We start from the raw sequence: 13,601 nt of genomic DNA, 5'->3' as shown, positions 1-13,601 counted from the left end.
AGAAGCGTACTTTTAATATTGACAGTTGTCTTGTGTAACCAATTAGAGTAGTAATGGGGACCGGATTCGTTTCCGGTCTCTTTTCGGTAGGAAGTATGATGAGAAAGGGGACAAATTTGCATGGCAAGTCCTGAAGAGAAAATAGGCTATCGTTTCACTCCGTACACTGGGGAGATTGAACGGGGTAAAATCCGCGAGCTTGTACAGGCGATTGGTGACGAGAATCCAATTTACACGGATGTTGAGGCGGCCAAAGCAGAGGGGCTAAAAGATGTTACGGTGCCGCCCACCTTTGTAGAAACGATTGATATGTGGGCAGGCCCTAGTTTTGAACAACTGATGAAAGAACTGGACATTGACCCGGCTAAGCTGCTGCACGGCGAGCAAGAATACGAATATTTCGAACCGCTTTTTCCAGGAGACTCTTTAACGGCAGAAACGATTGTCACCGATGTAAAAACCAAACGAAACGGCATGGCCCTCTACACATTAGAAACCACATACAAGAACCAGCACGGCACAACGGCTTTGAAAGCCAAAATGGTGCTCGTGAAAATGCCGTAGGGGAGGAAGTAATATGGAGCCATATTTATTAACAAATGCAAGTTTTCAGGAGGGAGAGGAACTTCCTGCTCTCCGTAAACCGCCTGTAACCCACATACAGCTCGTCAAATTTGCCGGCGCTTCCGGTGATTTTAATCCGATACATACGGTTGAACATTTAGCACAAGAGGCTGGATTAGGAGGCGTTATCGCCCACGGCATGCTTATTATGGGTTTTGCGGGAGAAGCTCTTACAACATGGGTACCGCGCAGCGCCATCAAGAAGTTTTCCGTTCGCTTTTCGGCCATGACGCGCCCGGGTGATGAAATCGAGGTGCGCGGACAGATTACGGCTATTGAGCAAACGGAAGATGGCAGGCTTGTAAAAATAAAGCTGCAGGCTATAGACCAAAAAGGCGAGGTTAAAGTTAAAGGAACATGTGAAGCTCTGCTTCCGCAATAAATACTTGAGTTATGACCATCCAAACACAAAACATCGCGGGCATGCCCGCGATGTTTTGTTTTATTTCTCTGCCTGGATTAGATTTTGCAAGGCGCCGGCGCTGCCCATCAAACCAGCCGCTTCGTATGGAACAAATACTTTGTTGTCGCTCGCTGCCAGCTTTTCAAGTGCTTCCACATAGCGCAGTGCAATTACTTTATCGTTTGCCTCTACATCCTTAAGAGCCGTATACACTTCATGAATTTGTTTTCTTCTGGCGGCTGCTACCAGCTCAATGGCTTTGGCCTCACCCTCCGCCTGGCGAATCTGGGCTTCACTTGAAGCTTCCGCCTCTAAAATCTGGGCCCGTTTCTTTCCTTCCGCACGTTCAATAGCGGCCGCTCGTTCCCCTTCAGCTTCTAAAATTTGCGACCGTTTATTTCGTTCTGCACGCATCTGTTTTTCCATAGCGTCGCGAATGTCCTGCGGCGTTATGATTTCCTTTAACTCAACGCGTTCAACCTTAACGCCCCAGTTATTCGTAGCTTCGTCCATTTTTGTTTGGAGTGCTGCATTGATTGCATCTCGTGAATTCAGCGTTTCATCCAGGTACAGGTTGCCGATTTCGTTACGCAGAGCTGTGACAGCCAGATTTGCGATAGCATTTTGCAATCCGTTTATCTCATACGTTGCCGCTCTTGCATCGGTTACACGGTAATAAATAAGCGTATCGATATGCATCGTCACATTATCTTTTGTGATGACCGGTTGGGGATTCGAGTTAATGATCTGGGTGCGCATGTCCCAGTTGGCCACCACTCTGTCAAGAATGGGAACGATCACATAAAGCCCGGATCCGAGCTGCCGGTTAAATTTTCCGAGACGCTCTACGATTCTTGTTTCGGATTGACGAACAACCTTCACCGATGAGACACCAATCCCGATAATAAGTAGAAGAATGATAACGAAAACCGCTGTTCCTATCATATAAATCCCCCTTATTTTTGAAGTGAAATACGCTTCCGTTCTACATAAGCCGTAACGCCCCGTATCTCTCTGATAATTACCGGCTCTCCTTTATGAAGCGTTATTGCATTGACACTGGCCGCTGTCCAACGCTCCCCCCTACAGTGAATAGCTCCAGTCTGGCTGCCAATGATCTCCTCGGTAACAATGGCTTCGCGTCCAACCATGGCATCCACATTCGTGCGTAGAATGTCGCGATTAACATCGAAGCTAGAAATAAGAAACTGCCTGCCAAAAATAATGCCTAAAACAGAAACCACCGCCATGAACCCTGCCTGGTAGGGGAGGCTCAAACCTGCGAGAGCGCCCATTCCAGCGGCACTGGCACCAAACGCGATAAATACAGCGACAAACCCGGATAGGGTAAATTCCGCTACAAAAAGGGCGGCGGCCATAATAAACCACATGAGCCAGATAGAAACGCCTCCAAACAGATCCATAAATGCACCCCTTTCTATACACAATTTTATAGGAAAGATCTAGAAACTACTATTGTTTTTCGATTATTATGGAGATCATTCGGCGCAGCCCATTCGTTTCAAACCTATTTTCCTCTCCTGTGGCTGCCAAACAGCAAAGAGCAAAGTATTGACGAAATGGGAGAAAAGAGGAAAATAAAGGAGAGAAAGAGGAGACAGGCGAAAACGATTGGGGAAGAAGGATGTATGGTGCGACCATCTATCATTTCAGTAAATATTGGGATGCCCAAGGTAATACGTTATGCGGATCGAGAGGTGTCTACAGCCATTTTCAAAGAGCGGGTTGATACAGGGGCATTATTAACGCGCACAGGATTTCTCGGTGATAAGCAGGGTGATTTAAAAAATCATGGCGGCCTTGATAAAGCGGCTTGTGTTCACGCGTTTGAACATTATCCCTATTGGCAGGAGGAACTCAAGTTAAAACTTGCACCCGGGGCGTTTGGCGAAAACCTCACCATTGCCGGAATGCCTGAGGAGGCTGTCTGCATTGGTGACCTGTATCAAATAGGGGAAGCTGTCGTACAAGTGAGCCAGCCGCGGCAGCCGTGTTACAAGATTAATATTAGGCTGGATGCTCAAAATATGCCTGCCCGGATTGAAGAACACGGTTCAACAGGCTACTACCTGCGGGTTATCGAAGAAGGAAAAATTATGAATTCCGATGTTCCTGCACTGCTTAAAAGAGATCCGTTAGGGGTTTCGGTAGCTTATGTGAACCGAATCACCCATCATGAAAAGGATAACACACAAGGGATCGAGCGGATTCTGTCTGTTGAGGCTCTGTCAGACAGTTGGAGAGACCGGCTTGCCGCCCGGTTAAAAGACAGGCCGTTGTAATCATTATCCATTAGGAGAGGGCAGTATACGGATGGCAGAAAGAGCGGTCATGGGGAGGATCATCGTAAGTCCCCCGCATTTGTTCCGGCGTTATTCGGTTAATGGAAAACAAGAAAAGAGAAGGAGGGAGATTCCCTGCTTCTCTTTTTGTTCTCATTATACGTTAGTGAATAATCATCCTACAAGTTTTGCTGTGTTGGTTTATGCTCAATTGCTTGTTGGTCAGATGGATTTAGGTGTTTATGTGTGTGCCGATTATGCGTAGGCGCTGTCCCATTTTCTGCTTTTGGGTCTTCCACGAGGGTTTTAAATTGAGCCCACGTTGTATATGGATAAACAGCGTTTCGGTCTAACAAAAATTTATTGCTGCCCGGGTATACCCGGCCGGTTTTAGTCGTAAATGCCATGCGATATCCTTCGTTTTGGAGAATAGTAATCAGATTGTGGTTGTATTGGCCGTATGGATAAGCAAAGTAAGCTCCATGCATCAGCATATGCAGCGTGTGGATCTCGTTTTTAACCTCGGATACTGGTTTTACTACCATATAGCATTTTTTGCCAATCTCTTTGTGGAAATGGTTAGCGTGGCTCTCATACGCAAAGACATCCGCATATTTCGGAAGCTCCGGCCAGCTGATGTAGTTGAGCTTATCTGGATTAAACGTCTCCGGTTTATTTTTCATCTGCCCGGTAATACAGAAGATGGTAGCCTTCATATGATATTTCTTTAGTACCGGGTAAGCATATTTAAAGTTTGATAAATACCCATCGTCAAAGGTGAGGACGACAGAGCGGTCAGGCAGGCTCATTTTCTTGTCCACATACTTTTCGAGATCAGGAAGTGTTACGGTCATGTAGTGGTTAACATACAGATAATGCATTTGTTTAGCGAAAGTTTCCGGCGTGATCACATCCGCGTTATTGCGGAACTTCTTGTTTTCCCTATTTTCAAGCAGATGGTGGTACATGAGCACCGGCACCCCGGGAACCGATGTATTCATGTTTCCGGTGCTATCCTGGATAGGCTGGTTGTCTCCTGCATTGACGTACGATAAGGGGACAGTCCGGCTGGCTTTTTTCACCTCACTTGATTGTGCCCCCTGAAAAGAACTGCATCCTGCGAACAGATTGGCAAGCAGCAAAGTAAATAAAAGGACCGTTATCTTTTTCATCTATCTTCTCCCCATTTTCCTGGTGTTAAGAAATCTTTTCTTTATCTTATCGGGTCTTCATGTACCTGGCTTTAAAGCTGGATGAGAAAATGATAAAAAAAGATCTAATTTGGAAAAAAAGGTTGGGAATACTAAAGAAAAATTAGGATGCTTAAAGGAGTATTGCCATGAACCGAAAGACAATTAAAATGCTGGCGGCAGCTTTCTGTGCCACTTCACTGACGATTCAGCCAATGGGTTTGGGCCATGCCGCAGCAGCTGCAGCAAGTTCGCACGCGGAACAGCGGCCGGCCTATAAAAGCAGGCAGGAGATACCAGCCCAGTATAAATGGCGGCTCGACCAGATTTATAAGGACAAAGCTTCCTGGGAACAAGACAGGATGAAAGCAGAAAAGCTCGCTCGCGCATTTGCCGCTAATCAGGGTAAGCTAGCGGCTTCACCAAATGACATGAAAAAGGGAATAGACGAACTGGCCGCCCTTTCGCGCCTGCGGGATAAGCTTGCCCTATACGCCCATGCCGGGCTTGACGTCAACATTTCAAATGCACAACTTCAGGACTTGTACGATAAGGCATCCCGCCTGAGCACCCTGATTGGGGAAAAGACAGCGTGGTTTTCACCGGAAATTGTTGCCATCCCGGATGATAAGATGGCAAAGCTGCTCGAATCTAAGGAGCTGGCACCGTATAAACGTTTTCTCGAAGATGTTAGGCGGACAAAGCCTTATACCTTATCAAAAGAAATGGAACAGCTGCTTGCCGCGTCTGCTCCACTGGCTGATCTGCCGGATAACGCATATGGCATGCTTTCCAAAGATATTCCCCTGCCAAAAATTAAAGATGAAAAGGGGAAAGATGTGCAGCTTTCGCGGGCTAATTATGTTACCTATATTGAAAATAGGAACCAGGCGATGCGAAAAACCGCATTTACCGCTTATTACAACACCCTTGGGAACTTTCAGGACACATTCGCTCAGCTCCTTTCAGGAAAGGTAAAGGCCGACAATTATTACGCGAGGGTGCACCATTTTAAGACCGCTTTGGAAGCAAGCCTGTATCCAAACGAGATCCCTGTTCCGGTGTACGATAACCTTATCCGGACAGTTGATGATAATCTTGCTCTTTTGCACAGGTATATGGTAGACAAGAAAAAATTACTGGGTTTGAAGGACATGCACATGTATGACCTGTATGTTCCGGTTGGCGCCAATAAACAGAGGTATATCCCGTATGAAGAGGCGAAAGCCCGCGTGCTTGCCGGGTTGAAGGTCATGGGCAATGATTATGTGAAGGTATTAAAAGAAGCGTTCGATAATGGATGGATTGATGTGTATTCCACGAATGATAAGCGGACAGGCGCATACCAGACGGGCGCCTATGATACGCATCCGTACTTGTTGCTTAACTACCAGGGTACAGACGGAGATGTAAGCACGATTGCACACGAACTGGGCCATGCAATGCAGTCTTATTATTCCAATAAGAAACAGCCCTACCTGACCGCAGGCTACCCGATTTTTACAGCTGAGGTTGCTTCAACATTAAATGAGCACTTACTATTTAAGAGTGAATATGCTAAAGCGAAAACGAAAGAAGAAAAATTGTATTTTCTCAACCGTTACCTTGAGAACTTCCGCAATACCTTGTTTAGACAGACACAGTTCGCTGAGTTTGAGAAAATGATTCACGAGAAAGAGCTGGCTGGAGAATCGCTTAATGCCGAAACCTTAAAAAAAATGTACCTGGCGTTGAATAAAAAATATTACGGGCCTTCGGTTATTTCCGACCCGCAGATTGCCATGGAGTGGTCCCGGATTCCCCATCTCTATTACGATTATTATGTCTATCAATACGCGACCAGCTTTGCCGCTTCTGCCGCACTTGCGGATCAGATCGATAAACAGGGGGCGAACGCGGTCGAGAGAATCAAATCAAAATTTCTAGAAGCCGGCAGTTCTGCGCCGCCACTTACTATTTTAAAAGCAGCCGGGGTGGATATGTCGACGCCGCAGCCTATCGAGAACGCAATGAAACAGTTTAAGTCTGCACTTGCGGAATTTGAAAAGCTTTCAGCCGAAAAGTGAAATGCAGCAGTAATGTAAATGTTCGCGGCCAGCCTTCCATCAGGCTGGCCGTGTCCTTATGTCACATCTTCTGGCTTGCAAAACGAAACACAACATCGGAAAATTCAACAAAATCCTCTAAATGCTGTTCAATAATCGCCTGGAGTATGGGAAGATGGATAGATTGATAATCGTGGACTGCTATGTTTCGAAATCCAACCATTGCCTTTAATTTAACCGCCAATTCACTTTCAATGACGCCATTATGATGAAGGATTTCAAATGCATCCCGGCTAGTTTGAGGAATGCCCCACTGTTTTTCTGAAATAATATGCATGGCCAAATCCAGGCATGCTTCACATGCCCGCTGAATATTTAATATGATAGCATCTTGCTTAGTGAAATTCTCCAAATTAGTTGGTGTATTGTCATACTCATCTTTAATTCGCTGCAGGCATCTTTTAATGGTTTGTAATTTGTTAACAATCACGTCATTCACGATAGAGAGAACCCCTTTCCACCATGCGATCAAAAATGGGTTTGCGTTCTTCGTTCAACATCGCATATTCTTTCAATGCACGCATAAAGAATGTCATTCTTCGGGAGGGCTCCCGATCCAACAGAATTTTTCCCTTTCCAATAATTTGTGCCTGAAACACAGTGCTGGCCCGGTTTAAGTCAACTAAGTCTACTTCTGTACCCAGTTTATCAGCCAACGCCTGGGCAACCATGAAGATCTCATACTCTGTAGGCGCCTGGTGGGATAGAAAGGCAATATCAACATCGCTTTCTTTATGTAGGTTTCCTTTAGCCATTGAGCCAAACAGAATTATGGTATGGGGACAAATCGTTTCCGTTAGATGCTGAACAATAATTTGTTCCATTAGAATGCGCCTCTCATGTAATAATGTAATTGCTATATTATACCATGCAAACTCATGCGTTTAAAAGAAAAAGGCGGACCGGTTAGCGATCCGCATTTGCCTGTGCAAGTAGCCTTTATTATCGTATAGCAAGTATGTGTTGCTTTAACGCTTAGAAGTGCTTTGAGCGATTTTTTAAAATGGGACCTCCGGCATGGCCCGCGATGTTTTTCTCATTCAAAGCAGGCTTCATAAATTTTAAGGATGTCATCGGCGCTAAGCTTTCTCGTCGCGTTTAGGTATCCGTCAACTCCACTAACCCGAACTGTTTCTTCGGCCATCATTCGTAAGTCTTCTCTCTTAATGCCAAGTTCACTCAGCGTGCCATAAGAGCCAATTTCTTTATACCAGTGTATGAGGGCTTTGATCGTCTCATTAGCCGCTTTGTCATCGTTGTCTTCCTGAATGCGGAACACATTTCTGCCGAGGCGTGCCAGCCGGTGCGGCCTGTCTTGTTTCACCACGAGTTCGAAGTAGGCTGGGGTAAGAATGGCAAGTCCTCTTCCATGCGAAATATCATAATGCGCCGAAAGGGTATGCTCAATTGCATGTACCGGGAAGGTGCCACCGCGTCCTGCATTGGCAAGGCCAATGAGAGCCAGCGTACTGGTCCATAGCAGGTGCGCGCGCGCATCATAATTTTCTGGATTGGCTACAGCCTTAGGCGCATAAATGATGGCGTTGCGCATGAGGCCTTCTGTAATTTCATCCTGTACATTCGCGTTTTCGTCACCGGTCATATACCCCTCATAGAGGTGGGTAAACATGTCGGCTGCACCGTCAGCTGTATAATTGGCGGGGACAGTATACGTCAGTTCCGGATCCAGAATGGCCACTTTCGGGAATAGGGCCGGACCGCCTATACCGGATTTTTCTTTCGTCTCCCAGTTTGTAATTACCGCCCCTGAGTTGGCTTCAGACCCTGTGGCAGCAAGCGTTGGAACCGTAATAATCGGAAGGGCTTCTTTGATAGGGAGCAATTCTTTCCACTTCCCGGTTTTATTTCCTCTAATGTATTCATGAATAGGACGTCCGGAAAGGGCTACGGTCGCTATTGCTTTGGCCGCATCCATAGCGGATCCGCCTCCCAGGGCTAGAATAAGCTCGCAGTTTTCTTCCTTGGCGATACGGCCTGCTTCATCAATCGTAGTGGCGCGTGGGTTTGGTTCTATCCGGTCAAATAAAACATAAGCTACGCCTGCTTTGTCCAGCGAGGAGGTTACTTTATTTAGCGAACCTGTCTTCTTTGTTGAGGAACGACCGGTTACGAGCAGTACTTTCTTTGCATATTCGGCTACAATTTCACCAACCTGATTAACTTCGCCTTTGCCAAAACGGATGGCTGTCGGCATGCTCAACGAAAAATTAAGCAAAGATATCCCTCCTAAAGTTATGTAATTTTAGTATCCTAACTTATCTATTTTCTCATTCTTACTAAAGATAAGCAATAGGACAAGGTTTGCTGTGGTGTTACCTGATGAGTTAACACTTATATATCTTTCCCACTTATTTGACGATTGAAGAGGACATAAGAATTATTTTTTGCTTCAGCTTCTTACCGGTCGGTTATATTGAGGAAGACCCTTGAGAGTGCCCAATTTTTCACAATCCGTTTATTGAACATGATAAAAGTCTAACAATTATTTCTCTGCTACATAATATAGGATTAGATTTAATATAAAAGAGGTGGGGAAATGGGGCTTTTTAGTAGAAAGCGGCGCGAGCCAAGTGAACAACAGAATGAAACCCACAAATCAACTAAAGAACGGCGTGAAAAACGCGAGGAGTCACGTGAATCACGCAGATCAGCCAAGAATCGGCAGGAATCACTTGAAGAAAAACGTTCACCCCGTAAATCAGCTAAGGAACAACGTGAAACACGCCAGGAGCAACACGATTCTCGTAAATCAGGCAAAGAGCGGCCCAAATCGCGTTAATGGGTGAATGACAAGGATGAACGGGGGATAGCCAAAATAAATCCCCCTCTATTACCTATTTAAACCCTCCATTTAGCGGGGCGTTTTTCAATAAAGGCCCGAATGCCCTCCTTAGCGTCTGAATGCAGCGCATTCAACGAAATAACTTGGGAGGCATACGATAATGCCTCGAAATCTTCCATATTTAATTGTTTGTAAAATTCTCTTTTTCCGATTTCAAGCGTAGAAAGTGCATGGCGTGCGATCCTCCTAGCGAGTTCTTCTGCGGCAGAATCAAGCTGTTCGTGAGGAACTACATGATTGACAAGGCCGGCAACCAGCGCCTCTTGGGCTGTTATTGAATCGCCGGTAAACAACATTTCAGCGGCCTTTTTGCGCCCTACATTTCGGCTGATAAATACGGCCGGCGTACTGCAGAATAGGCCGATATGGACGCCTGGTGTGGCAAAAGTGGCCTGTTCGCTGGCTACTGCCAGATCACAAGCGGCGACCAGCTGGCAGCCTGCCGCCGTTGCCATGCTGTGGACTTTGGCAATTGTCACTTGAGGAATATCCCTTAGCAGTTGCATAAATTGTTGGCATTCGTCAAATAAACCGGCAATTGCCTCAGCTGGGGTCCCATCGATTTCACGCAGATTGTGTCCAGAACTGAATATTTTCCCGTCAGCTGCAATCACCAGGACATGCACTTCTCTATCCTTACCAATTTGGTGAAGAAGAGACTTGAACTCGCGAATTACCGGAAGGGAAAGAGCGTTTCGCTGTTTGTCATTATTTATTGTGATCATTCCAACTTTATCATTTGCCCGGTAAGAAAGGTATTCCATATTCGGCATTCCTCCATATTTGGCAGAATATAATAACAATTCCTAAGGTTTATTTTACATGATCAAGAAAGTGGAGGGAAAGTTTTCTTTGTTTTTTGATGTAAAAATGGTAATGTTAAATTTACAGAGAACCTTTTATGTTAGCAGAGAAAGAAGGAAATTTCATGTCACAATCAAACGCTGAACGCCTGGCGGAGGTTTTGGTCCGCTACTCTACAAGAATAAAACCGGGTGAAAAAGTGCTTATTGAAGCCATTGAAAGTGATAATAGCCTGGTAAAGGCCCTTATTAAGGAAATACATAATGCGGGTGGGCATCCATTCGTTAATTTACGCAATAACCAAATACTTCGCCAGCTGCTGCTGGGCGCTTCGGAGGAACAAATCCGTACCTGGGCAGCGTATGATGCGCATCAAATGGAGATGATGGACGCCTATATCGCTTTTCGCGGTACTGGAAATCTGTATGAGCTCTCGGATGTTCCGGCTGATAAACTAAAGCTGTACAATCAGATCTATAATAAACAGGTGCACACCAATATTCGGGTTAAGAAGACAAAGTGGGTTGTGCTTCGTTATCCCAATGGTTCAATGGCCCAGCTTGCCAATATGAGTACGGAGGCATTCGAGGAATTTTATTATGAAGTGTGCACCATGAATTATGAGAAAATGGATAAAGCGCTCGACAGTCTCGCTGAACTGATGAACAGTACGGACAGGGTACGCCTAGTGGCACCAGGAACCGACTTGAGCTTCTCCATTAAAGATATCCCGGCAGTTAAATGTGCGGGACATCTCAATGTTCCCGACGGTGAAGCCTATACGGCTCCCGTCCGTGATTCCGTTAACGGAGTCATTTCGTTTAACACACCTTCTCCATACAATGGATTTGTATTTGAAAACGTCAAGCTGACGTTTAAGGATGGTAAAATTATCGAAGCGACCGCCAACGACACGGAGCGTATCAATAAAATTTTAGATACCGACGAAGGCGCCCACTATATTGGGGAGTTCGCAATCGGTGTTAACCCGCTGATCCGCGAGCCGATGAAGGATATTTTGTTTGACGAAAAAATAGACGGTTCACTCCACTTTACGCCTGGCCAGTGCTATGATGATGCCTACAATGGGAACCAATCCGCGATTCACTGGGATATGGTTCTTATTCAACGGCCGGAATATGGCGGCGGTGAAATTTGGTTTGATGACACCCTTATCCGAAAAGACGGGAAGTTTGTATTGAAGGAATTGGAAATTCTGAATCCTGAGAATTTGAAGTAATGGATTAAAACAACATCGAAGAATCAACACGAACCCGCAAAATGGCACTCGTTGCTAAATGCGGGTTTTTTTGTCCCGATCACGGATTAGAAGGGCGGAAATAGGGGAAGAATAAAAGTAAAAAAATTCTAATATTATTTTTGAGGAGATAAAATCTTTATTTTGTATTCCTGTTTGCAGCGATTCCGGTTACAATATAAGGTGTGGATTTTTATCCTCTGTGTTTGGTCTCTTTAAAAAACAGGAGATGAGTAAACTTTGAGTATAACCAAACTGAGCGAGAAAAAGATTGAGAATTTCCAGCTGTTTAAATGGGGATTAATTCTTCTCTTTTTCCTGCCGCCAATAGGGATTGGCCTATTATTTATAGCCGGGTGGATCCATCTTTTTAAGGTGATTCGCGGAAGAGCAGCGTTTCATGCTACGGCTGGCACCTTTTTCTTTGTAAGCATTTTTGTAGCTTCAATTGGCGCAACACTTGCTTTTCACCAATTAAAATACCTCGGTGCACCCCTTATGACTGCGGCATATTTGGGGCTGTACCTGTATGCCAGGGAGAATTGTAAATTAACTTCTTTGGCCCAATATAAAAAACTTTTGATAATCGGCAGTTGTTATTTGGTGGTAATGGGTCAATTTCAGATTTTAGGAATTGCCTTGCCGGGGCAGGATTCAGTGTTTGGATTTCTCACTGGATATGAACTGCTTGGCTACTTTAAAGATGGGCGGCTGTTCGGCAGCGCCTATAATCCTAATTTTGCCGCTTTCCTGCTGCTGCTTACGAGTGCGGTGGTTCTGTCGGGGCTGCTAAAGCGGCCTGAATCGGACGGCAGGCGCCGTACAATCCTGCACATCACCGTTATGCTGCTGCTTGCGGCCGCGCTGTTTGAAACTGGATCACGGACTGGCCTTGCAGGCCTAATGGTGCTGCTTGTGATTTTTTGCTTCCGCATACGCCGGAAGTACGGCCTTGTATCGCTGGGGGCTTTTGCCGTCTTCGGCTATCAACTAATGAGTATTTTGCCCAGGACCCACGACATGGGGGAATCGGTGCAAACCCGAAAGTTCATTTGGGAAGCCAGTGTAAATATATGGCGCCAGCATCCGTTGTTTGGGGTAACGCCAATTGGGTTTAAAGATGCTTATGCAGGCATTGCCGGCGATGGCATTACCCATGCGCACAACGTGCTGCTTGGCTTCTTCTCCGAGTACGGCACGCTTGGCGGCTTAAGTTTTCTTGTTCTGCTCGTCAGCTGTGGTTATCGTATGATCCGCCTGTACACCGCAGTTAAAAATAGAAAACAAGTATTTGACTTATTTTTACTGGCACTCCCAGTGTTTCTAATTACGGGCATATTTGACCATCCGCTTGTATCTCCTCAGGCGGCGCTGCCTGCGATAATTCTGCTGGGCAGCTGGGATGCCTATTCTGAACGTGTAAAATTCCTTGCCAGAGCCGCTGTTCCTGTAAAACAGATAAGCGCCTGATTTTTATAACGATAATTTTTGTTGAAAGCCACCCGTGCAGGGTGGCTTTTTTGTTTGTCAAAAGCGGAGCTTTGACATACTGAGGACATATTTAATCAGTAAAATAGCTAAAGAAATTGTAGCGGGCAGTTAGCTCCTGAGGAATCGCAGTTAAAAGGGGGAGAGAAGAATGAATAAAATAAGTAGATTTTGCAGTTTTATTGTCATTGGAGGGATGGTGGCTGCAGCTCTTGCTGGTTGCAGTTCAAACACAAGCACAGCGGCAAATACAACTGCCAGCGCAGCCGCAGGTACATCTGGGAATGCTTCGAAAGTGCACAACGGACATAAGAATGGGACACTGCAAAAACTGGAAGATGCCGGCGCTTCACAAGCAGATGCTAAAGCGTTGATTAAACTCATCCGGGAAAAACATGTTCAGACCAAATGGGTCATAGACCGGCTGAAAAACAAACAATCAGTAAGCAGTATTGAAACAGCTATTAACGGGGGAAAAGCACCAGCCGCGGTAAAAAAGCAGACAAAAGATAGTACAGCACAAGGCAATTCATCAACAGCTGCAACCAAGGAGTGACGAGTAG

15 protein-coding genes are annotated in these 13,601 nt (G+C 45.6%); 8 read left to right on the top strand and 7 right to left on the bottom strand.

The window, feature by feature from the left end:
• The first annotated feature begins 120 nt into the window (after positions 1–120).
• A complete protein-coding gene (locus PP175_RS14905) occupies positions 121–564 on the top strand; it encodes a MaoC family dehydratase N-terminal domain-containing protein (RefSeq protein ID WP_272439123.1) in 444 nt (147 codons plus the stop codon).
• A gap of 13 nt (positions 565–577) precedes the next feature.
• Positions 578–1,006, top strand: coding sequence for a MaoC/PaaZ C-terminal domain-containing protein (locus PP175_RS14900; RefSeq protein ID WP_272439122.1), 429 nt, complete (start codon positions 578–580; stop codon positions 1,004–1,006).
• 60 nt (positions 1,007–1,066) lie between these two features.
• Here PP175_RS14900 and PP175_RS14895 read toward each other — a convergent pair whose 3' ends face one another.
• Both PP175_RS14895 and PP175_RS14890 read right to left on the bottom strand, forming a co-directional pair.
• Positions 1,067–1,972 carry an SPFH domain-containing protein gene (locus PP175_RS14895; protein ID WP_272439121.1) on the bottom strand — a complete coding sequence of 302 codons (906 nt, stop codon included), beginning with the start codon at positions 1,970–1,972 and terminating at the stop codon, positions 1,067–1,069.
• Positions 1,973–1,983: 11 nt separating this feature from the next.
• Positions 1,984–2,451 carry an NfeD family protein gene (locus PP175_RS14890; protein WP_272439120.1) on the bottom strand — a complete coding sequence of 156 codons (468 nt, stop codon included), beginning with the start codon at positions 2,449–2,451 and terminating at the stop codon, positions 1,984–1,986.
• Between the two features lie 225 nt (positions 2,452–2,676).
• Between PP175_RS14890 and PP175_RS14885 the strand changes: the two genes are divergently transcribed.
• A complete protein-coding gene (locus PP175_RS14885) occupies positions 2,677–3,330 on the top strand; it encodes an MOSC domain-containing protein (protein WP_272439119.1) in 654 nt (217 codons plus the stop codon).
• A 179-nt stretch (positions 3,331–3,509) separates the two neighbouring features.
• Here the strand turns inward: PP175_RS14885 and PP175_RS14880 are convergent, their stop codons facing one another.
• The gene (locus PP175_RS14880) at positions 3,510–4,502 is read right to left on the bottom strand and encodes a polysaccharide deacetylase family protein (RefSeq protein ID WP_272439118.1); all 993 of its coding nucleotides are present in this window, start codon (positions 4,500–4,502) and stop codon (positions 3,510–3,512) included.
• Between the two features lie 167 nt (positions 4,503–4,669).
• Between PP175_RS14880 and pepF the strand changes: the two genes are divergently transcribed.
• A complete protein-coding gene (pepF, locus tag PP175_RS14875) occupies positions 4,670–6,586 on the top strand; it encodes an oligoendopeptidase F (protein ID WP_272439117.1) in 1,917 nt (638 codons plus the stop codon).
• 61 nt (positions 6,587–6,647) lie between these two features.
• Here the strand turns inward: pepF and hepT are convergent, their stop codons facing one another.
• From hepT to PP175_RS14860, 3 genes are all read right to left on the bottom strand, one after another.
• The gene (gene hepT, locus PP175_RS14870) at positions 6,648–7,067 is read right to left on the bottom strand and encodes a type VII toxin-antitoxin system HepT family RNase toxin (RefSeq protein ID WP_272443277.1); all 420 of its coding nucleotides are present in this window, start codon (positions 7,065–7,067) and stop codon (positions 6,648–6,650) included.
• Complete coding sequence (gene mntA, locus PP175_RS14865; protein ID WP_272439116.1) at positions 7,057–7,449, bottom strand: type VII toxin-antitoxin system MntA family adenylyltransferase antitoxin; 393 nt, start codon at positions 7,447–7,449, stop codon at positions 7,057–7,059. Before mntA ends, hepT begins: the two co-directional genes overlap by 11 nt.
• A gap of 212 nt (positions 7,450–7,661) precedes the next feature.
• A complete protein-coding gene (locus PP175_RS14860) occupies positions 7,662–8,861 on the bottom strand; it encodes an iron-containing alcohol dehydrogenase (protein WP_272439115.1) in 1,200 nt (399 codons plus the stop codon).
• Between the two features lie 321 nt (positions 8,862–9,182).
• On the opposite strand from PP175_RS14860, the gene PP175_RS14855 reads away from it, so the two are divergent.
• On the top strand, positions 9,183–9,425 hold the full coding sequence (locus tag PP175_RS14855; RefSeq protein WP_272439114.1) for a hypothetical protein: 243 nt from the start codon (positions 9,183–9,185) through the stop codon (positions 9,423–9,425).
• Between the two features lie 59 nt (positions 9,426–9,484).
• On the opposite strand, the gene PP175_RS14850 is transcribed toward PP175_RS14855, so the two are convergent.
• A complete protein-coding gene (locus tag PP175_RS14850; protein ID WP_272439113.1) occupies positions 9,485–10,252 on the bottom strand; it encodes an enoyl-CoA hydratase in 768 nt (255 codons plus the stop codon).
• Positions 10,253–10,416: 164 nt separating this feature from the next.
• On the opposite strand from PP175_RS14850, the gene PP175_RS14845 reads away from it, so the two are divergent.
• The 3 genes from PP175_RS14845 to PP175_RS14835 all read left to right on the top strand — a co-directional run bounded on the left by PP175_RS14845 (position 10,417) and on the right by PP175_RS14835 (position 13,594).
• Complete coding sequence (locus PP175_RS14845; RefSeq protein WP_272439112.1) at positions 10,417–11,532, top strand: aminopeptidase; 1,116 nt, start codon at positions 10,417–10,419, stop codon at positions 11,530–11,532.
• 258 nt (positions 11,533–11,790) lie between these two features.
• The gene (locus PP175_RS14840) at positions 11,791–13,020 is read left to right on the top strand and encodes an O-antigen ligase family protein (RefSeq protein ID WP_272439111.1); all 1,230 of its coding nucleotides are present in this window, start codon (positions 11,791–11,793) and stop codon (positions 13,018–13,020) included.
• Between the two features lie 169 nt (positions 13,021–13,189).
• Positions 13,190–13,594: a hypothetical protein gene (locus PP175_RS14835; protein ID WP_272439110.1), complete on the top strand. Its 405-nt coding sequence runs from the start codon at positions 13,190–13,192 to the stop codon at positions 13,592–13,594.
• The last annotated feature ends 7 nt before the right edge of the window (positions 13,595–13,601 follow it).

Origin of the sequence: Aneurinibacillus sp. Ricciae_BoGa-3, from assembly GCF_028421645.1 — a bacterium.
Lineage (GTDB): Bacteria > Bacillota > Bacilli > Aneurinibacillales > Aneurinibacillaceae > Aneurinibacillus_B.
This window is presented reverse-complemented; position numbering and strand designations above follow the sequence as displayed.

Coding starts and splice junctions, on each gene's coding strand:
- PP175_RS14890 (WP_272439120.1), bottom strand. CDS start 2,451: ATGGATCTGTTTGGAGGCGTTTCTATCTGGCTCATGTGGTTTATTATG.
- PP175_RS14835 (WP_272439110.1), top strand. CDS start 13,190: ATGAATAAAATAAGTAGATTTTGCAGTTTTATTGTCATTGGAGGGATG.
- PP175_RS14895 (WP_272439121.1), bottom strand. CDS start 1,972: ATGATAGGAACAGCGGTTTTCGTTATCATTCTTCTACTTATTATCGGG.
- PP175_RS14855 (WP_272439114.1), top strand. CDS start 9,183: ATGGGGCTTTTTAGTAGAAAGCGGCGCGAGCCAAGTGAACAACAGAAT.
- pepF (WP_272439117.1), top strand. CDS start 4,670: ATGAACCGAAAGACAATTAAAATGCTGGCGGCAGCTTTCTGTGCCACT.
- PP175_RS14905 (WP_272439123.1), top strand. CDS start 121: ATGGCAAGTCCTGAAGAGAAAATAGGCTATCGTTTCACTCCGTACACT.
- PP175_RS14850 (WP_272439113.1), bottom strand. CDS start 10,252: ATGGAATACCTTTCTTACCGGGCAAATGATAAAGTTGGAATGATCACA.
- PP175_RS14900 (WP_272439122.1), top strand. CDS start 578: ATGGAGCCATATTTATTAACAAATGCAAGTTTTCAGGAGGGAGAGGAA.
- PP175_RS14885 (WP_272439119.1), top strand. CDS start 2,677: ATGGTGCGACCATCTATCATTTCAGTAAATATTGGGATGCCCAAGGTA.
- PP175_RS14845 (WP_272439112.1), top strand. CDS start 10,417: ATGTCACAATCAAACGCTGAACGCCTGGCGGAGGTTTTGGTCCGCTAC.
- mntA (WP_272439116.1), bottom strand. CDS start 7,449: ATGGAACAAATTATTGTTCAGCATCTAACGGAAACGATTTGTCCCCAT.
- PP175_RS14880 (WP_272439118.1), bottom strand. CDS start 4,502: ATGAAAAAGATAACGGTCCTTTTATTTACTTTGCTGCTTGCCAATCTG.